Below are 19,414 nucleotides of genomic sequence, written 5' to 3'. Positions count from 1 at the left end.
TATTATTTGATATCCCAGAGAAATCGCCAGCTACCCGCCAGCCGGAACGGGGCAAAGCGGGCCGATTTTTTCGTCAGGGCGTCAGTCATTTCCCAGCGGCGCGGTATCCTGCCGGAAAGGCGTGGCGCGCACAATGGATTTAACACAGGCGTTACAGTGATTTCACTAACCGTTTGTGAAAACGTGCTGATAGGTTGCACTCGCTCACAGTTATCCGGTTGCACCACGGAATTACCCGCCATAAAACCGCTTTTTATCAGGCTTGCCAACCTGGCGAGGATCTTGCAGCAATATCCATGCCGCTTTGAGAAATTTAACAATCGGCTTCATTTAAAGGGTGTTAACTGGCTCACATTTAACACGGTTGCACAAAGTTGCAACTTAAGTGATAGTGCAGCCAACGCCGTACCGAACCACTACAAGGAGCTCTGGAGTCATGGCTACAACCACCATGGGTGTAAAACTGGATGACGCAACACGTGAGCGCATCAAACTGGCTGCACAGCGGATTGATCGCACGCCACACTGGCTGATTAAACAGGCGATCTTTAACTACCTGGGCCAGCTTGAAAGCGGCGCCGCCGTGCCGGAGATCCCGCTTTCTGCCCTGGCGGTCGCGGAGTCCGATGACACCCAGCCAGAGGAGTCGCACCAGCCGTTCCTTGACTTCGCAGAGCAGATTTTACCTCAGTCAGTGACCCGTTCAGCGGTGACCGCCGCCTGGCGTCGTCCGGAGACTGATGCAGTACCCATGATGCTGGAGCAGGCCCGCTTGCCGGCAGCGCTGGCAGAGAAAACCCATCAGCTGGCTTATCAGCTCGCCGACAAGCTGCGGCACCAGAAAGGGGCAACCGGACGCGCTGGCATGGTGCAAAGTCTGCTGCAGGAGTTCTCTCTCTCCTCACATGAAGGCGTAGCGCTGATGTGCCTGGCTGAAGCGCTGCTGCGTATTCCTGACAAGCCCACGCGCGATGCGCTGATTCGCGACAAAATCAGCAATGGCAACTGGCAGTCACATCTGGGACGCAGCTCCTCAATGTTTGTCAATGCAGCGACCTGGGGCCTGCTGTTTACCGGCCGCCTGGTTTCGACCCACAATGAGTCGAACCTCTCCAGCTCGCTTAACCGCATTATTGGTAAGGGTGGCGAGCCACTGATCCGCAAAGGCGTGGATATGGCGATGCGTCTGATGGGTGAGCAGTTCGTTACCGGTGAAACCATTGCCGAAGCGCTGGCTAACGCCCGCAAGCTGGAAGAGAAAGGTTTCCGCTACTCTTACGATATGCTGGGCGAAGCGGCACTTACTGCAGGCGATGCCAAAGCCTATCTGCTCTCTTATCAGCAGGCGATCCATGCCATTGGTAAAGCGTCGAATGGACGTGGCATTTATGAAGGACCCGGCATCTCCATCAAGCTCTCCGCACTGCATCCCCGCTACAGCCGCGCGCAGTATGAGCGTGTGATGGAAGAGCTCTACCCTATTCTGAAATCACTGACGCTGCTGGCCCGCTCTTATGACATCGGCATCAATATCGACGCAGAAGAAGCCGATCGGCTGGAACTGTCACTCGATATGCTGGAAAAACTCTGTTTCGAGCCAGAGCTGGAAGGCTGGAACGGCATCGGGTTTGTGATTCAGGCCTACATGAAACGCTGTCCGTTTGTCATTGATGAGCTGATTGATCTGGCACAGCGCAGCCGCCGTCGCCTGATGATCCGTCTTGTGAAAGGCGCGTACTGGGACAGCGAAATCAAGCGCGCCCAGATGGAAGGCCTGGAGGGCTACCCGGTTTATACCCGCAAGGTTTACACCGATATCTCTTACCTGGCCTGTGCCCGCAAACTGCTGGCGGTGCCAAGCCTGATCTATCCGCAGTTCGCGACGCACAACGCGCACACTCTGGCGGCAATTTATCAACTGGCGGGCAATAACTACTATCCGGGCCAGTATGAGTTCCAGTGCCTGCACGGCATGGGCGAACCACTGTATGAGCAGGTGGTCGGCAAAGTGGCGGACGGCAAGCTTAATCGTCCCTGCCGTATCTATGCGCCGGTGGGCACCCATGAAACCCTGCTGGCCTATCTGGTTCGTCGCCTGTTAGAAAACGGGGCCAACACCTCCTTTGTTAACCGTATTGCTGATACCTCGCTGCCGATCGATGAGCTGGTAGCCGATCCGGTGACTGCCGTCGAGAAACTGGGTGCCAGCGAAGGCGCCATTGGCCTGCCGCATCCGAAGATCCCTCTGCCGCGCGAACTGTATGGCGATAACCGCGTTAACTCTTCGGGTCTGGATATGGCCAACGAACATCGTCTTGCCTCACTGTCCAGCGCCCTGCTGAGCAGCGCCGCACAGCCCTGTCTGGCCGAGCCGATTATAGAGGGTGAAGCGGGTGCAGGCGAGCTGCGCGATATCCTTAACCCGGCCGCACCGGGCGACCGTGTCGGTCAGGTTCGCGAAGCTACTGAGCAGGAGGTCTCTGTGGCACTGGATGCCGCCGTGAACAGCGGACCGATCTGGTTTGCCACGCCGCCGCAGGAGCGTGCTGCGATCCTGGAACGCGCTGCACAGCAGATGGAAGGCCAGATGCAACAGCTGATTGGTATCCTGGTGCGTGAAGCGGGCAAGACTTATAACAACGCTATCGCGGAAGTCCGTGAAGCCGTTGATTTCCTCTATTACTACGCCGGTATGGTGCGGGACGATTTCGACAACGAAACGCACCGTCCACTTGGCCCGGTGGTCTGTATCAGTCCGTGGAACTTCCCGCTGGCGATTTTCACGGGTCAGGTTGCGGCTGCACTGGCAGCTGGCAATAGCGTGCTGGCAAAACCGGCTGAGCAAACCCCACTGATTGCCGCGCAGGCGGTTCAGATCCTGCTGGATGCGGGTGTGCCGCCAGGCGTGCTGCAACTGCTGCCAGGCCAGGGCGAAACGGTCGGTGCACAGCTGACCGGAGACGATCGGATTCGCGGCGTGATGTTTACCGGCTCGACTGCCGTTGCAACCCTGCTGCAGCGCAATCTTGCCGGTCGCCTTGATCAACATGGTCGTCCGGTGCCGCTCATTGCGGAAACCGGCGGGATGAATGCGATGATCGTCGACTCTTCCGCGCTGACTGAGCAGGTGGTGATCGATATCGTCGCCTCGGCCTTCGACAGTGCCGGACAGCGCTGCTCTGCCCTGCGTCTGCTCTGTATTCAGGAAGATGTCGCCGACCATACGCTGAAGATGCTGCGTGGCGCGATGGCGGAGTGCCGCATGGGCAACCCGGAACGCTTCTCAACCGATATCGGCCCGGTGATTGATGCCGAAGCCAAAGCCAATATCGACCGTCATATTCAGGCGATGCGTAACAAGGGCTTCACGGTGTATCAGGCGGTGCAGGATAACCCGCAGGACAGCAAAGAGTGGAATAGCGGCACCTTTGTGAAACCGACGCTGATTGAGCTGAATCAGGTTAGCGATCTGGATAAAGAGATTTTTGGGCCGGTACTGCACGTCGTGCGCTTTACCCGCAACAACCTGCCGCAGCTGGTTAATCAGATCAACGCCTCCGGCTATGGCCTGACGCTGGGCGTGCATACGCGCATCGACGAAACCATCGCGCAGGTGACGGCGAACGCCCGGGTCGGCAACCTTTACGTTAACCGCAACATGGTCGGCGCCGTGGTCGGCGTTCAGCCGTTTGGTGGTGAAGGCTTATCCGGAACCGGTCCGAAAGCGGGTGGCCCACTCTATCTTTATCGCTTGCTGGCCCATCGCCCGGATAGCGCACTGCGTCTGACCTTTGATCGTCAGGATGCCGAGCGCCCGGCCGACAGCACGCTCCGTCACTCTTTACTGGCACCGCATCAGGCACTCAGCAACTGGGCTAAAGATAAGCCTGAGCTGGCTGAACTCTGCCAGCACTATGGCGAGCTGGCCCAGGCGGGCGTGGTCCGCCTGTTGCCTGGCCCGACCGGCGAACGTAACACTTTCTCGCTGTTGCCGCGTGACCAGGTGCTCTGTCTGGCTGACAACGAGCAGGATGCGTTAGTCCAGCTGGCTGCGGTCACCAGCGTGGGCAGTAAAGCGCTGTGGGCAGATGATGAGCTGCATCGCACCCTGCGGGCGGCACTGCCTGACGCCGTGAAAGCGCGTATCACGCTGGCGCGTGACCCATTAGCCCCGGAGTTTGATGCGGTGATCTATCACGGCGATGCCGATCAGCTGCGCACCCTGTGCGAACAAATTGCGGCGCGTGACGGCGCGATTGTGTCGGTGCAGGGCTTCGCCCGCGGCGAGACCAATCTGCTGCTGGAACGTCTGTTAATTGAGCGTTCACTGAGTGTGAATACTGCCGCGGCGGGCGGTAATGCGAGTCTGATGACGATTGGGTAGCGCTGAAGCTTAAGGGGGGGTTCGCTGCGCGAAGGGGCTTGCAGCGGAGCTGAGGCTGTTAATGTTCGCTGCGCGAACGGGCTATCAGAGAGTTTCGTTCGCCTGGTGGGCTGGCATGTACCTGGTGTTCGCTGCGCGAACGGGCGCTGAGAAGGTTTCGTTCGCCTGGTGGGCTGGCATGTACCTGGTGTTCGCTGCGCGAACCGACGCTGAGAAGGTTTCGTTCGCCTGGTGGGCTGGCATGTACCTGGCGTTCGCTGCGCGAACGGGCGCTGAGAAGGTTTCGTTCGCCTGGTGGGCTGGCTTGTACCTGGTGTTCGCTGCGCGAACGGGCGCTGAGAAGGTTTCGTTCGCCTGGTGGGCTGGCATGTACCTGGTGTTCGCTGCGCGAACGGGCGCTGAGAAGGTTTCGTTCGCCTGGCGGGTTGGGGAGTTTCAGTTACGCCTCTGCAGGCGACCAACAAGGGGCGCCAGTCGCCGCGCCCCCTTGACCCCGGGCTCCGGCCTGCTTCACCGCCGCTTCACGGTCCCTTCGCTTCTTCCGGATTTCTCACGGACCGGCGGGACGCGCCCTCCCTGGCGCGAACCCGCCTCTTCGCGGCATCCCTGCCGCTCGTCCTGAAATCCCTCATCCGCTCAGCGGCTCTGACGGCCTCCCTCCCCGCTTTTAACTCTTCTTTTTGTGTTGGGTACGTCATCGCTGTAAGTCTGAAGGATTATCTGTGGCTCTCTGCCTGGCAGGAAGAATGGCCTTCTACCCTCGCTGATATCTCTTATTTTTGTGTCGGGTATTTCATCGGTGTAAGTCTGAAGGATTATCTGCGGCTCTCTGCCGGGCGGGAATAATGGCCTTCTACCCTCGCTGATATCTCTTATTTTTGTGTCGGGTATTTCATCGGTGTAAGTCTGAAGGATTATCTATGTCTCTCTGCCTGGCAGGAAGAATGGCTTTTCACACTATCCTCTGCTGTCTCTTCTTTTTAATGCTGGTGCATTGCCGCTGATAGTTTTCAAAATTAGCTTTGGTTTGCAAACCACCAGACAACGCTATGTCCGATAAAAACCAGGATATTAAAGGCGGGGTTGGGAGAGGCATCCGAAGCGCTGAGGAACAACCGGAGGCAAGGATGAGCCGACAGGACGTCGGCGAAAGGACGGAACGCGCCACGGATGGCGCGTCCGGACGGTCCGCGGGCCGCAGGGCGTGACGAAGGTACCCCGCAACGCGGGGCGCGCAGGCTGCCGGACGCCGGGATTGTTAAGGGGCGGGCGTACGCCCCTTAACGCGTCCGCCTGCACGGACAAACTGAAACTCCCCACCGCCTGGCGGGCGTAACCCGCTCAGTGTCAGCCCGCTGCAAAGCGAAACCCGCCATGCCCTTCCCCCGCTTTCAGCGGCCTGAACCTCCCCCACCTGGCAAAAACCCCACCGGCAGGGGTTTACCAGAGGCATCCGAAGCGCTGAGGAATAACCGGAGGCAAGGAGGAGCCGACAGGACGTCGGCGAAAGGACGGAACGCGCCACGGATGGCGCGTCCGTACGGTCCGCAGGCCGAAGGGCGTGACGAAGGCACCCCGCAACGCGGGGCGCGAAGGCTGCCGGACGCCGGGATTGTTAAGGGGCGGGCGTTCGCCCCTTAACGCGTCCGCCTGCACGGGCAACCTGAAACTCCCCACCGCCTGGCGGGCGTAACCCGCTCAGTGTCAGCCCGCTGCAAAGCGTACCCTGCCCGCTTCCAGGTGGAAGCTCCCGCACACCTTGCCGCAAACCGACTCTTATCCCCTCCCATGCGCCCGCTTAACCAGTGTCGGAAATACAAACAGCGACTGCCCCACGCCGCGGTTGGTCAGCGACCAGATTGCCACCGAGCAGAGCGAACACAGACCGACTATCGCCACCGGATAGAAGCAAGCCCAGAGAAACGAAAACCACGCCTGCTCAAACAGATGATGACGCTGCGCGAACAGAATCGCAGACATACCAAAGAACTCGATGAAGATACGATGGATAACGTAAATCTGCAGTGTATTGCGGCCAACCCAGTTGAGATAGCGCATGCTGAAATGCTGATTCAGCCAGCGGCACGCGGCAATACTGAACAACACAGCCAGTACGCACAGGAACAGACTCTTATCCAGACCGAAAATCACATGAATCCCCGCGACCGCTGCCAGTAGCGCCCAGGGCATCAGATTCTCGCGCCGCCACTCACTCAGGCGCAGCATGGTCTGACTCCAGAACGCACCTAACAGGAAGAACAGGAAATATTGGGCCAGACTCTGGGGACCCCAGAACGGAATCACTTTTTCCACCGCGAGGTAATTCAGCAGGATCGCCACCAATACCAGGGCCAGCTTATATTGACGAAAAACTTTGGCACAGAGGAAATAGAGCCCCAGCCCATACAAATACCATGACGTACTCATGGCCATAAAGGTCAGTTTCAGGAACTCGAATAGTGAACCCGCATAGGCGGCATTGAGATTCTGGGAAATGCGCTGGCCGGTAATTTCAGTAGAGATGCCTATGATGGACCACCACTGAATAAAGCCCCATAGAATATAGAGATAAAAGAGATTGGTAATACGACTGGTAAACACTTGTTTCCAGGGCCGGTTAATAATGCCATTCGTCGCCAGCAATCCTGAAACAAAGAAAAAGGCAGGCATACGCAGCGGCGACAATACCGTATTAAACTGTATCCATATTTCGGCAGGAATCCATCCGGCAGTGAGATATTTCATGGTTCCTTCAAAGCCGGGTAAAACCGTGTGGTACAGGACCACCAGCAATATGCAGGCGCCCTTAAGGGTATCTACCCATAATATCTGGTCTGACTTAGTCTGGCTCATTCAATGACTCCTGCTGTGTAGGTCAGAATGCTGGAATGTAAAAGCGAGGAAAGCAGTTTTGCTTTTATGGTTATCCAGCGATTATTCGCCATTGAGCCGAAGTTGAATGTAGCGAAACTCTTAAAAGCCGTGGAGTGGCCCTGCTGCTACAGTTATTTACCTGACCGAACGTTTCCTTACACTTATTAATTGATGAAGCGATACGCTTATTACCGCCACCTCACTCAAAGAAAACGATAATATTCCCTGATGATCGCTAAAATACAAATAAGAGAAAGTGGCATCAGTAAAAGCCATTTAATATCCGATGAAAAGAAAAGATTTGTCAGATGTGCCAAAAGGTTTAACGGCTAAATAAATAGTTATGATATTGCGCCGCACACTCAGGAAAAAGCAGTCCATTGCTGCGTTAAAACAGGCGTACGGGAGGGATAAAACTGCCTTCCGGAGAAGGCAGTGGAATTACTGATTAAGGAATTTATCGAGGAACTGACGGGTTCGCGGCTGCTGAGGGTTACTGAACAACGCTTTCGCGTCGCCCTGCTCGACAATACGTCCCTGGTCCATAAAAATGGCGCGGTCCGCAACGTCGCGGGCAAAACTCATCTCATGCGTGACGATAACCATGGTACGTTTCTCCTCGGCCAGGGCACGAATGGTGCTGAGCACTTCGCCTACCAGCTCCGGGTCCAGCGCAGAGGTCGGCTCGTCGAACAGAATGACTTCCGGCCGCATCGCCAGTGCACGCGCAATTGCCACGCGCTGCTGCTGTCCTCCTGACAGACGGCGCGGATAGCTCTCCTCCTTACCATTCAGCCCGACCTTCTCCAGCAGAGTGCGGGCACGGGCTATTGCATCCGCTTTCGGCTCGCCTTTAACAATGACCGGCCCTTCAATAATGTTCTCCATCACCGAACGGTGCGGAAACAGATTGAAGTTCTGGAAGACAAAGCCGACCTGCTGACGCAAACGACGCACCTGCTCTTTCTGCTTGCTCTGCGCCAGCGCGGCATCGACAGTAATCTCCCCGACGCGGATGGTGCCGCTATCCGGCACTTCCAGCAGATTAATACTGCGCAGCAGCGTGGTTTTACCTGAGCCGCTGGGGCCGATAATCGCCACCACTTCACCAGCGGCAACATCAAGGTCGATGTCGTGGAGCACCGTCTGGCCGTTAAACGATTTCACCAGCTTTCTGACTTCAATGGCGCTCATTTCGACTCCGAATCCTGACGATTAACATGCTGTTCCAGCCGGTTCTGCAACGCAGACAACACCGTTGCCATCACCCAGTAGATTAGCGAGGCCGCCAGATACATGGTGAAGACTTCCAGCGTGCGTGAGGTGATCAACTGCGCCTGACGGAACAGTTCCGGCACCTGAATGGTCGCTGCCAGCGAGGTATCTTTCACCAGACTGATAAAGCTGTTGCCCAGCGGTGGCAACGCGGTGCGCGCTGCCTGCGGCAGAATGACCCGGCGCAGCGTTTGCCAGCGCGTCATGCCGATACTGGCCGCCGCTTCCCACTGACCGCGTTCAATCGATGAAATCGCGCCGCGCAGTGACTCTGAGGCGTAAGCGGCGGTATTCAGGGAAAGACCAATCATCGCAGAGGGGATCGGATCCAGTTCAATGCCAAACTGCGGCAGGCCGTAATAGATCATAAAAAGCTGGGCGATTAACGGCGTGCCACGGAAAATCGAGACATAGATCCGCGCCAGCCAGCGAACCGGCCAGAAGCGTGACAGACGCATCAGCGCCAGAATAAAGCCCAGCAGCAGACCAAAGAACATCCCGCCGATGCTGAGCTGCAGCGTAAACAGCGCGCCCTTTAATAAAAAAGGTGCTGAATCCAGCACCAGTTGAAGACTTTCCTGCATTATTTCGTCACATCCGCGCCAAACCATTTCTGAGACAGCTTGCTCAGCGAGCCATCTTTCTGCATATCAGCAATAGCCTGGTTGACCGCTTTCAGCAGATCGTCGTTACCTTTACGCATCGCCACGCCCGATTCCTGACGGGAGAACGCATCGCCCGCGACGGCCATGGTGTCACCGGTTTTCTTCACCAGATCCAGCGCGGCCAGACGGTCAACCAGAATCGCATTCAGACGGCCAGAACGCAGATCCTGATATTTGGTCGGGTCATCATCATAGGTACGGATGTCCACGCCCTTCACATTCTCGCGCAGCCACTGCTCGTAGTTAGTGCCCAGACCCACGCCCACTTTCTTACCGGCCAGATCAGCCGGTTTGGTGATGGTGCTGGCGTTGGCTTTCATGGTCAGTGCCTGAATACCGGAGACTGTGTATGGCGTAGAGAAGTCATACTTCTTCTTGCGCTCATCAGAGATAGTGACCTGATTGATCACCACATCTATGCGCTTCGCGTCGAGTGACGCCAGCATGCCATCCCACTTGGTGGGTTTAAGGCTCGCTTTGACGCCCATGTGCTGCGCCAGCTGTTCCGCGAATTCCACTTCAAAGCCAGTCAGCTTGCCCTTTTCATCCTGAAAGCTGAATGGCGGATAAGTGCCTTCCAGTCCCACCAGCAGCGTGCCGCGCTCTTTAATTTTGTTCAGCAGGTTTTCCGCTGCAAAGGTTTTAACGTTGACGCCTGCAATCAGCGCCACAGCCATAACGCCCATCACCATCTGACGACCTGCACGAGAAAAGGACATATTCACCCCATTATTGACAGTATTGTGTGTGTGTTCTTATAAGGGCAGCACCGCGTATCGCTGCCTGTTCAAAATGATAACGCACGGAGTATAAACTGTTTTATTCGCTTGTCTCAGACTGAAGGATGATAAGCAAATAACGCCGGTGCCCCGCCCGTATGAATAAACAGCAACGGACCTTCACGGCGGAAACGATTCTGGCTGATGCCATCCAGCAGTCCGGCCATCGCCTTGCCGGTATAAACCGGATCCAGCAGTATCCCTTCCAGCTGCGCCAGCAGTTTTACTGCCGCCATGCCTTCATCATTCGGCTCGCCGTAGCGTGGCGCAAAATAGTCATCCCACAGGGTGATCGGTGCCTTAACCTGTACTTCCAGCTTCTCTGCCAGCGACTGACGCAGCCGCTCAACCAGCGGCAGCTGCGCGTCAACCTGACGTGAAACGGTGACGCCCACCAGCTCGGTTTCCGGCAGCAGATGCTCCAGTCCTACCGCCAGTCCGGCATGGGTGCCAGCACTACCGGAAGCAACGATCACGGCGGCGAAATCAACCACGCCTTCGCTCTGATGCGCGATCTCCTGTGCACACTCCACATAGCCTAGTGCACCCAGCGCATTTGAGCCGCCGACCGGCACGATGTAAGGACGAAAGCCCTGCGCTTCCAGCCGGGTTGCCTCTTCAGCCAGCTGTTCGGTGGGATTGTGCAGCGCATCCACCATGATCACTTCAGCATCCATCAGATCCAGTAACAGACGGTTGCCGTTGCTCAGGTAGTTTTCAGCGTGTGTACCGATCGGGTTTTCCAGCAGCGCTACGCACTTCAGGCCAAGCCGGGCAGCGACTGCCGCCGTCTGACGCACATGGTTGGACTGAATAGCGCCCGCAGTCAGTAACACATCGGCACCTTCACGCAGGGCATCGGCCGCCAGAAATTCCAGCTTGCGCAGCTTGTTGCCACCCATCGCGACAGGCGTGAAGTCATCGCGTTTGATGAAAATATCGCGCCCCAGATAATCAGAAAGCCGTGGCAGATGTTCTAACGGCGTCGGTGCGCCCAGCAGTTCAAGACGAGGAAATTGGTGTAACAAATGCAAAGACAATGCGGCCTCCGTTTGGGCACGGGAATTATCCTTACAGTGTTGCAGAAGATGCGAAAAGGATCACCCTGATTCAGGTGTCAGCAGATGCGGTGTGACGGAAGTGCAGGGAAAAAACCAGGAGGAAGAAGCGCCGTGCTCCCCCGCCCCTTTTTCCCGACTGGCGGGAAAAGAGGATTGTGCCACAGGCACGCGGGGGAACAATCGGTGCAGATCAGGCTTACGCCTGCTGCCAGCCTAAGAACTGATCGTACTTGCGCAGCGCAATGCGGTAATTGTTATTACCGGCATCGGGCAAATCGCTTTCCAGACACTGATGCCAGCTATTTCCTTTAAGCTTTTCGGCCGGGAAATTTTTGGCTTTCAGCATCTCATCCAGTCGACGGAGACGCACCACATACTCACGAATCGTGCTCGGGCTCATCTCTGTCTGTTCAAACAGATACTGTTTAAACGCCATAATGTCGAAGTAATTAGGATGGGTATTGCAAAAAATATCACTACAAAAACGACAAAGCGCGGTCAGCTCGGGCTGAAGTTTCAGCCACAGCTGTTCATCAATCATCTGGTCCATCCGAGCGATGGCCTCTTTATTGATGATCTGGCCACGAAAAACGAGCGCCATTCGATCTAATACCTTGCCACAGTGTGAACAATTGCTCTGGCTGTGTTTATAGTCTTTAAGATAACGACTTAACGGTCTGGCTTTGGTCTTGGCTCCCATTACTGAGTCCCCGGTTTCTTATAATTTTGAATCGCCAGGAACTGATACTGCTAGCGCGCTCCCGCAAGTCGGGCCCGCAGGCGTTTAATCGCCTGACTGTGCAGCTGGCTGACACGGGATTCACCCACATCAAGCACCGCACCAATCTCTTTCAGGTTCAGTTCTTCCTGGTAGTACAGTGTCAGCACCATCTTTTCACGATCGGGTAACGCTTCGATCGCTTCAATGACGCGCTCACGCAGACTCCCTTCAAGCAACTGGTGAAGTGGATTGGCTTCTTCATGGCCTTCCGTCACCAGCTCCGCGCTGTCGCCGTGCTCTTCCCGATACTCGTCGTAGGAGAAAAGTTGACTGTTGTTGGTGTCCAGCAGGATCTGCCGGTACTCCTCCATTGAAACGTTCAGCTGCTGCGCGACTTCCTGCTCGGAAGCAGAACGTCCCAGCGACTGTTCAACTCTGTGCATTGCGCCAGCCACCTCACGTGCGTTACGACGCACGCTGCGTGGTGCCCAGTCCCGACTGCGAAGCTCATCGAGCATTGCGCCACGAATACGCTGCACGGCGTAGGTGGTAAAGGCTGTACCCTGAAGCGCGTCGTAGCGCTCTACGGCATTTAACAGCCCTATCCCACCTGCCTGCAGCAAGTCGTCAAGCTCAACACTTGCCGGCAGGCGAACCTGCAGACGCAACGCTTCATGACGCACCAGCGGCACGTAGCGCTGCCAGAGCGAATGCTTGTCCATCACGCCTTCGGCGGTATAGAAATCGTTCACGTTGACTACCCTGCGTTAATGAAGTTATCGGCATGATTATGCAATTCTGTAGCGTTTTCGATTGACTGAATAGGCGGGGTAAAACGAGGCTATTTCATTTTTGTTAAGTCAGGGTGCAGATCGTTCTGCACCCATCAATAGAAATTAACGACGGGCGCGAAGCCGTTGCCGCGTGGCGGGTGGTACGGCAGCCCACAGGCTACAGACGCGACCATCCAGCTCCTGATACCAGGGCGCGATATGCTGCCGCGCCTCCTCGCCAGGGTGCACCTGAATCTCTCCCGACTCACCATTTATGCTAATCAGTCGGTTAATAAATAATCGCTGTAAATCGCTGCGTAAAAACAGGCCATTGTCGATGCTGTTATCTGCCAGAACGCCGTCATCGCCTTCCTGGGTATCGATATGGCAGGCTTCCACCCACGGCCAGTTATGCCGGTCGGTCAGTTCGGTCCCGGTCATTACACAGGCACCGTAGCGCGCTTTGACACCGGCGCTGAATTCCGCCTGACTGGCACGCTGCAGCACCCGCGCTTTAACTCGACGTCCGACTTCAGTACCCGGCATGACCGCCGCAGGAACTTTGTGCTGCGGCGTGCTCAGCACCACGATGAACTGAATGCGCTGCGACTGCGGAAAACAGGGATCGGCCTGGGGACTGAAGAGCTGCCAGTAAGCGTCATCATCATCCTGATGCATCAGCACCAGTTTATAGCCGCGACTGTTCAGCAGGTTTTGTGCCGTGGCGGATTGCGGATCGATCATCGCGAAAACCTGACTGCTGCCCATCACTTTCCACAGGTTTTCGCGCTTCTCGTTGTCGCTGCGACGGAAGTAGAGGAAAGAGAGATTCTGCTTCAGATAGTGCTCAAAACGACGCAGGTAATTTTTTCGCTCGTTGTCATGGGAGATGAACAGCAGGTCCTCCAGCGGACTGTTACTCTCCTCCTGTGCAAACACCGCACGAATTTTTAGCGTGCGCAGGCCCGTTGAGGGACTGAGTAACGCGCGGGCTGTCAGCTCTTTCTCATCAGGGTATTGCAAAGCATAACGCCGGGCGATCTCGTCGAAGGTCAGCCGCTCGCCCGGTAACAGGTCGTAATTGAAGCGCATAGACACTCCACAAAGTGAAAATCAAAATTGATGTTGTTCTGTAGAGAGTTATCGGCAGGCGTGGGGGGAACTGTAACGGGGTTGGGCGGTTTTAAGGGAGAGAGGCTAAGCAGACAATTCAGATCGCGGGGAAAGTGGCCCCGGATAACCGCCGTTTAGCTATCAATTCTGGCATTCACCGGAACAGTGCCGCCATAGCTTAATAAAACAAAAAAACCCCGCCGAAGCAGGGTTTTATATCGGACTTTAGAGCGATTAGCCCTGCAGCAGAGACAGAACCTGCTGTGGAACCTGGTTCGCTTTGCCCAGCACGGAGTTACCAGCCTGCTGCACGATCTGCGCTTTAGACATGTTGGAAACTTCAGTTGCGTAGTCAGCATCCTGAATACGAGACTGTGCTGCAGACAGGTTAGTCGTGGTGTTGTTCAGGTTAGTTACAGCTGAGTTCAGACGGTTCTGCACCGCACCCAGACTTGAACGGAAGCTATCAACAGATGCAATAGCTTTGTCCAGCAGTGCCAGTGGATCAGCGCTTGAGGCACCAGCGAACTGAGCAGATGCTGTGATAGTACCAGCAGCATTTGAACTTAACTGGATACCAGCAGTACCTGTAGTGGTAGTTGGGGCAGCCGAGTTTTTGGAGTTAACCAGTACGTCTGAACCGGTGGTACCCGCTTGGTAGTTTTTGCCCTGAATAGTAACAAAGCCCACAGCAGTACCATCAGCTTTTGCACCCACTTTGATCAACTGACCTGATTGGGTAGCGCCGTCTGTGCCAATGCCATTTGCAGCGTCGCCGTATTTCACATCAGTAGTATTAAGTTCAACTTTACCAGCATCACCAGCGGTTACACTTCCATCACCTACGGAAACTGAATATGAGTCATTACCTGATTGAACAACGTATTCGTTTTGGCCTGTAATCTGATGTAATGAAAGTGTACTTGCATCAACATTCAGTGTTTTAGCAACATCTGACAGGTTAACAGCAGTTTGAACACCAGAAGTAGAGTCGGCTACAGATGTGATAGATGCACCAACACTCAAAGCATTTTTGGACACAGAGAAACCGCTAAGACCCAGAGTTGAAGAATCGATTTTCTTCAGGTCGATGTCGATAGTCTGACCATCGTTAGCGCCGACCTGGATAGACATTTTGCCGTCTTTTGCCAGGACGTTCACGCCGTTGAACTGAGTCTGACCCGATACGCGGTCGATTTCGCTCAGACGTGATTTGATTTCATCCTGGATTGAAGACAGGTCAGAATCAGAGTTGGTGCCGTTCTGAGACTGTACAGTCAGCTCACGAACACGCTGTAAGTTGTTGTTGATTTCTGACAGCGCGCCTTCAGTAGTCTGCGCAGCAGAGATACCGTCGTTGGCGTTACGGGCAGCCTGAGTCAGGCCCTTGATGTTAGAGGTAAAACGGTTGGCAATTGCCTGACCAGCAGCGTCATCTTTCGCGCTGTTGATACGTAAACCAGAAGACAGACGCTCCATTGAAGTAGACAGAGCTGACTGGTTCTTGTTGATGTTGTTCTGAGTGATCAGCGAGAGGCTGTTGGTATTAATGACTTGGGCCATGATGAATTTTCCTGTTAATCAAGTCTTTCGGTTAAGGTGTGGGCTTCAACCCGCCGGCTTCAGCGCCGTCAAAGTTGTTATCGTCTGCCGTTTAACAACCTTTAGAATTTTTTTAGTACCAGGCGAATTTTTCTGCTTCAACCTGTCACGTTTTAAGTTATCGCCACCCGTCCGAACTTCTTTAGACTTAATTCATTAATTTTCTAGCCGCTGAATTACCCTTCTCTATAGTGCTTATTTACCTCATTACCCTAAGGCAAATACCCTTAAACTTTCCTTATTCAAGGCCGATAACCCAGGTATCAATTTCTCTGTCGACCTTATAAAGGAATTAACATGGCTAGTATAAGCAACCTTGGTGTGGGCTCCGGCCTGCCACTCAGTACCATGCTTGACAGTTTGACCACCGCTGAAAAATCTGCACTTACACCCATTTCGAACCAGCAGTCGGCTTATACGGCCAAACTCAGTGCCTATGCCTCCCTGAAAAGCTCACTGACGACATTCCAGACCGCGAACACTAAGCTGAACAGTGCCGATCTGTTTACCGCCACCACCGCGAGCAGCAGCTCAACAGCGTTCAGCGCGACCACCTCTGGTAGCACAGTTGCCGGTAAATATTCAATCAACGTCACACAGCTGGCGCAGGCGCAGGTCCTTACCTCTGCGGTGCAGAGCAGTAACACTGCCGCACTGGGCGACAGCTCGGTAGCCAGCCGCAGCATCGCGATTACCTTAAAAGATGGCACCAGCAAAAGCATAACGCTCTCCAGCGATCAGACCTCGCTGACTGGCATGCGTGATGCGATTAATGGTGCGAATGCAGGCATCACCGCCAGCATCATAAAGGTGTCAGACGGCAGCTTCCGTCTCTCTATGAGCGCCAATAAAACCGGTAGCGATAATGCGGTAGCAAAGATTGCGGTCACCGGCGACAGCACGCTGCAGGGGATTGTGGGTTTTGACGCATCCGCCAGTAGCAATGTGATGACAGAAAGCGTTAAAGCACAGAATGCCGAGCTCACAGTCAACAACGTTGCGATTGAGAACAGTAGCAACCAGATCAGTGATGCACTGGAAGGCATTACCTTAAATCTGACCGCGACGACGGTTGGCGATCAGTCACTGACGATTACCAAAGATACCTCAAAAGCGTCCAGCGCAATCAGCGGCTGGGTAAGTGCTTATAATACGTTACTGGATCAGTTCAATACCCTGACCAAATACACCAAGGTTGATACCAATACGGACTCCCAGGACGCCAGTAATGGTGCCCTGCTCGGTGACAGCACATTGCGCACGATTGAAACGCAGCTGAAAAGCATGCTGACCAACGCGCAAAGCTCCTCTTCCTACAAATCGCTGGGTCAGATTGGCATCACCACCGATCCTCAGACCGGTTCATTGGTCATTGATACGACGAAGGTCAGTGCAGCGCTGGATAAAGATGCCGCTGGTGTGAAAGAGATGATCGTGGGTGACGGTAAAACCACCGGTATTACCACCAAAATCGCAACCAACATCACGGGCTGGTTATCGACCAAGGGGATTGTTCAGGCGGCCACCGATGGCGTCAGCAAGACACTGAATACCTTAACTGCGCTCTATAACACCACCAGCGATCGTATTGATGCGGATATCGCACGCTATAAAACACAGTTTACTCAGCTTGATCTGGCCATCAGTAAACTCAACTCGACCAGTACGTATCTGACGCAGCAGTTCGATACGTCAAGTTCCTCAAGTAAATCCTAGGAGTGACCATGTACAGCGCTACAGGCACCAAAGCCTATGCAAAAATTGGCGTAGAAAGCGCCGTCATGAGCGCCACCCAGCAGCAGCTGGTGGGTATGCTGTTCGACGGCGCACTGAGCGCGTTAATCCGCGCCCGCTTGTTTATGCAGGATGGCAATATTGAAGGCAAAGGCAGTTCTATCTCCAAAGCCATCAATATCATTGAAGCAGGCCTGAAAGAGGGCCTGCTTGAAAACAGTGGTGATGAACTGGCAGACAATCTGCTGGATCTTTACAACTACATGACCCGTCGCCTGCTGCATGCCAACCTGCACAATGATGTTGCAGCGGTCGAGGAGGTCGAAGGCCTGCTGCGCAATATTGCGGACGCGTGGAAAGAAGTAGTTCAATCTCACCTGATTCAGGACGCCGTTTAATGACCACTGCACCGCATCTGATTACCGTTTACCAACAGTTACTCGATCTCAGCCAGGGAATGCTGCGTCATGCAGTACAGGGCGAATGGGATGAATTGATCAGCAGGGAGATGGAGTATGTCAGTGCGGTGCAGAACTTAGCCCAATCGACAGAAGCTGTGTCGCCTTCATCGCAGACGCAGGAGCAGTTACGCCCGGTGCTGCGTCGTATACTGGATAACGAAAGCGAAGTAAAACGTCTGCTGCAGGCGCGGATGGATGAGCTGGCCTCGCTGGTAGGTCAGAACACCCGTCAGAAATCGGTCATGTCTGCCTACAGTAGTCAGGGCGGCCTAGTTATGGTGCCGCGCGAAACGCTCTCCTGATCCCCTTCTCTGCTACGCCGCCAGATTTATTTCTCTGCGCGGCGTCTCTTTTCTGCCGCTTACTCCATACTTGATTCTCATCATCCCCTGGAGTGTGGTACATGCAAAACCCAACGTTATTACAGTTTTTCCATTGGTATTACCCGGATGGCAGCAAACTGTGGCCTGAGGTCGCCGATCGTGCAGCCTGGCTCAGCGAAATTGGAATCAGTATGGTGTGGTTACCGCCCTGCTACAAAGGGGGTTCAGGCGGCTATTCAGTCGGTTACGACAGTTACGATTTGTTCGACCTGGGGGAATTTGATCAAAAAGGCGGTGTTGCCACCAAATATGGCGACAAAACGCAATTACTGGCGGCAGCAGAAGCCCTGCGCAGCCACAACGTTGGGGTACTGCTGGATGTGGTGCTGAACCACAAAATGGGCGCTGATGAGAAAGAGGCGATCAGTGTTAACCGCGTCAACCCGGATAACCGTGATGAAATCTACGAAGAGGTTGTCGAGTGCGAAGCCTGGACGAAATTCACCTTTCCGGCCCGTGCCGGGGAATATTCTAAGTTTGTCTGGGATCACAAGTGCTTTAGCGGCGTAGACCACATTGAGAATCCGGACGAAAACGGCGTGTTTAAAATCATCAATGACTATACCGCCGAAGGCTGGAACGATCAGGTCGATAACGAACTGGGTAACTTCGACTATCTGATGGGTGCCAACATCGATTTCCGTAACAATGCGGTCCGGGAAGAGCTGAAATACTGGGCGCGCTGGGTGATGGAACAGGTGCCCTGCACCGGCTTTCGTCTGGATGCGGTAAAACATATTCCGGCCTGGTTCTACAAAGAGTGGATCGAGCATATTCAGGAGGTGGCTGAAGAGCCGATGTTTATCGTCGCGGAATACTGGTCATTTGAAACCGAGAAACTGCAGGAGTATGTGCATCAGGTGGAAGGTAAAACCATGCTGTTTGATGCCCCACTGCATATGAACTTCCATCAGGCTTCCACCGCGGGCAGCGCCTATGACATGAGCCAGATTTTTGCTAATTCGCTGGTCGTGGCTGATCCCTGGCATGCCGTGACGATCGTCGCCAACCACGACACCCAGCCGCTGCAGTCTCTGGAAGCGCCGGTTGAAGCCTGGTTTAAGCCACTGGCTTATGCGCTGATCCTGCTGCGTGAACAAGGTGTGCCCACCATTTTTTATCCTGATCTGTTCGGGGCAACCTACGAAGATGAAGGCGGCGACGGTGAAACGCACAAAATAGAGATGCCGGTGATCCCTGAACTGGAAGGGTTAATCCGGGCGCGTCAGCAATATGGCTGGGGCGTACAGACCGACTATTTTGATCATCCTAACTGCGTGGCATTCAGCCGCAGCGGCACCGAAACGCAGCCAGGCTGTGTGGTGATCATGTCAAATGGCGATGCAGGTGAGAAAAGCGTGCCGATGGGTGAAGGTTTTGCCGGTAAGGTCTGGCGGGATTATCTGGGTAACCGTGAAGAGACGATTACCGCCGACGAGCATGGCACAGCAGTCTTTGCCTGTAACGGTGGCAGCGTCAGCGTCTGGGTCATCGCAGAATAAGTTAGCAGCAAAATAAGGGATGCAGTAAAAACGAAAACCGCCCCGGCAGACAAGTGCGTGAACGGCACTCTGCCTGTTGGGGCGGTT

Annotated in this window: 15 protein-coding genes; 5 read left to right on the top strand and 10 right to left on the bottom strand. The window is 54.7% G+C overall.

All coding sequences use genetic code 11. The features are described from left to right. Window positions 1-2 precede the first annotated feature (2 nt). On the bottom strand, window positions 3-320 hold the full coding sequence (locus tag EE896_RS07890; RefSeq protein WP_128755129.1) for a hypothetical protein: 318 nt from the start codon (window positions 318-320) through the stop codon (window positions 3-5). A gap of 116 nt (window positions 321-436) precedes the next feature. On the opposite strand from EE896_RS07890, the gene putA reads away from it, so the two are divergent. Further along, window positions 437-4,384: a trifunctional transcriptional regulator/proline dehydrogenase/L-glutamate gamma-semialdehyde dehydrogenase gene (putA, locus tag EE896_RS07885; protein WP_140915498.1), complete on the top strand. Its 3,948-nt coding sequence runs from the start codon at window positions 437-439 to the stop codon at window positions 4,382-4,384. Window positions 4,385-6,160: 1,776 nt separating this feature from the next. Here putA and EE896_RS07880 read toward each other — a convergent pair. The 9 genes from EE896_RS07880 to EE896_RS07840 all read right to left on the bottom strand — a co-directional run bounded on the left by EE896_RS07880 (window position 6,161) and on the right by EE896_RS07840 (window position 15,208). Continuing rightward, the gene (locus EE896_RS07880) at window positions 6,161-7,237 is read right to left on the bottom strand and encodes an acyltransferase family protein (RefSeq protein ID WP_008926847.1); all 1,077 of its coding nucleotides are present in this window, start codon (window positions 7,235-7,237) and stop codon (window positions 6,161-6,163) included. 462 nt (window positions 7,238-7,699) lie between these two features. Next, window positions 7,700-8,452: an L-cystine ABC transporter ATP-binding protein TcyN gene (gene tcyN, locus EE896_RS07875; protein ID WP_003854542.1), complete on the bottom strand. Its 753-nt coding sequence runs from the start codon at window positions 8,450-8,452 to the stop codon at window positions 7,700-7,702. Next, window positions 8,449-9,117 carry a cystine ABC transporter permease gene (gene tcyL / locus EE896_RS07870; protein ID WP_003854540.1) on the bottom strand — a complete coding sequence of 223 codons (669 nt, stop codon included), beginning with the start codon at window positions 9,115-9,117 and terminating at the stop codon, window positions 8,449-8,451. The genes tcyN and tcyL overlap by 4 nt, the downstream gene beginning before the upstream one ends. Next, on the bottom strand, window positions 9,117-9,917 hold the full coding sequence (gene tcyJ, locus EE896_RS07865; RefSeq protein ID WP_033743520.1) for a cystine ABC transporter substrate-binding protein: 801 nt from the start codon (window positions 9,915-9,917) through the stop codon (window positions 9,117-9,119). The genes tcyL and tcyJ overlap by 1 nt, the downstream gene beginning before the upstream one ends. Window positions 9,918-10,030: 113 nt before the next feature. Further along, entirely contained in the window at window positions 10,031-11,017 is a 987-nt protein-coding gene (locus EE896_RS07860) for a D-cysteine desulfhydrase (protein WP_039660002.1), read from the bottom strand. A gap of 217 nt (window positions 11,018-11,234) precedes the next feature. Then, window positions 11,235-11,738, bottom strand: a complete 504-nt coding sequence (gene fliZ, locus EE896_RS07855) for a flagella biosynthesis regulatory protein FliZ (RefSeq protein ID WP_008926851.1) — start codon at window positions 11,736-11,738, stop codon at window positions 11,235-11,237. Between the two features lie 50 nt (window positions 11,739-11,788). After that, window positions 11,789-12,511 carry an RNA polymerase sigma factor FliA gene (locus tag EE896_RS07850; RefSeq protein WP_003854529.1) on the bottom strand — a complete coding sequence of 241 codons (723 nt, stop codon included), beginning with the start codon at window positions 12,509-12,511 and terminating at the stop codon, window positions 11,789-11,791. A 144-nt stretch (window positions 12,512-12,655) separates the two neighbouring features. Next, entirely contained in the window at window positions 12,656-13,624 is a 969-nt protein-coding gene (locus EE896_RS07845; RefSeq protein WP_140033307.1) for an HNH endonuclease signature motif containing protein, read from the bottom strand. Between the two features lie 255 nt (window positions 13,625-13,879). Continuing rightward, window positions 13,880-15,208: a FliC/FljB family flagellin gene (locus EE896_RS07840; protein ID WP_140915403.1), complete on the bottom strand. Its 1,329-nt coding sequence runs from the start codon at window positions 15,206-15,208 to the stop codon at window positions 13,880-13,882. 336 nt (window positions 15,209-15,544) lie between these two features. Here EE896_RS07840 and fliD point away from each other — a divergent pair, with 336 nt between their 5' ends. The 4 genes from fliD (at window position 15,545) to amyA (ending at window position 19,327) form a co-directional block, all read left to right on the top strand. Continuing rightward, window positions 15,545-16,963, top strand: a complete 1,419-nt coding sequence (gene fliD / locus EE896_RS07835) for a flagellar filament capping protein FliD (protein ID WP_140915404.1) — start codon at window positions 15,545-15,547, stop codon at window positions 16,961-16,963. An 8-nt stretch (window positions 16,964-16,971) separates the two neighbouring features. Then, window positions 16,972-17,379 (top strand): flagellar export chaperone FliS, encoded by a 408-nt coding sequence (fliS, locus tag EE896_RS07830; RefSeq protein ID WP_039659990.1) that lies wholly within the window; start codon window positions 16,972-16,974, stop codon window positions 17,377-17,379. Next, entirely contained in the window at window positions 17,379-17,744 is a 366-nt protein-coding gene (fliT, locus tag EE896_RS07825; RefSeq protein WP_039659989.1) for a flagella biosynthesis regulatory protein FliT, read from the top strand. Before fliS ends, fliT begins: the two co-directional genes overlap by 1 nt. Before the next feature lie 101 nt (window positions 17,745-17,845). Further along, window positions 17,846-19,327, top strand: coding sequence for an alpha-amylase (gene amyA / locus EE896_RS07820; protein WP_039659987.1), 1,482 nt, complete (start codon window positions 17,846-17,848; stop codon window positions 19,325-19,327). Window positions 19,328-19,414: the final 87 nt, after the last annotated feature.

Source organism: Pantoea eucalypti (assembly GCF_009646115.1).
Classification (GTDB): Bacteria; Pseudomonadota; Gammaproteobacteria; order Enterobacterales; family Enterobacteriaceae; genus Pantoea; species Pantoea eucalypti.
This window is presented reverse-complemented; position numbering and strand designations above follow the sequence as displayed.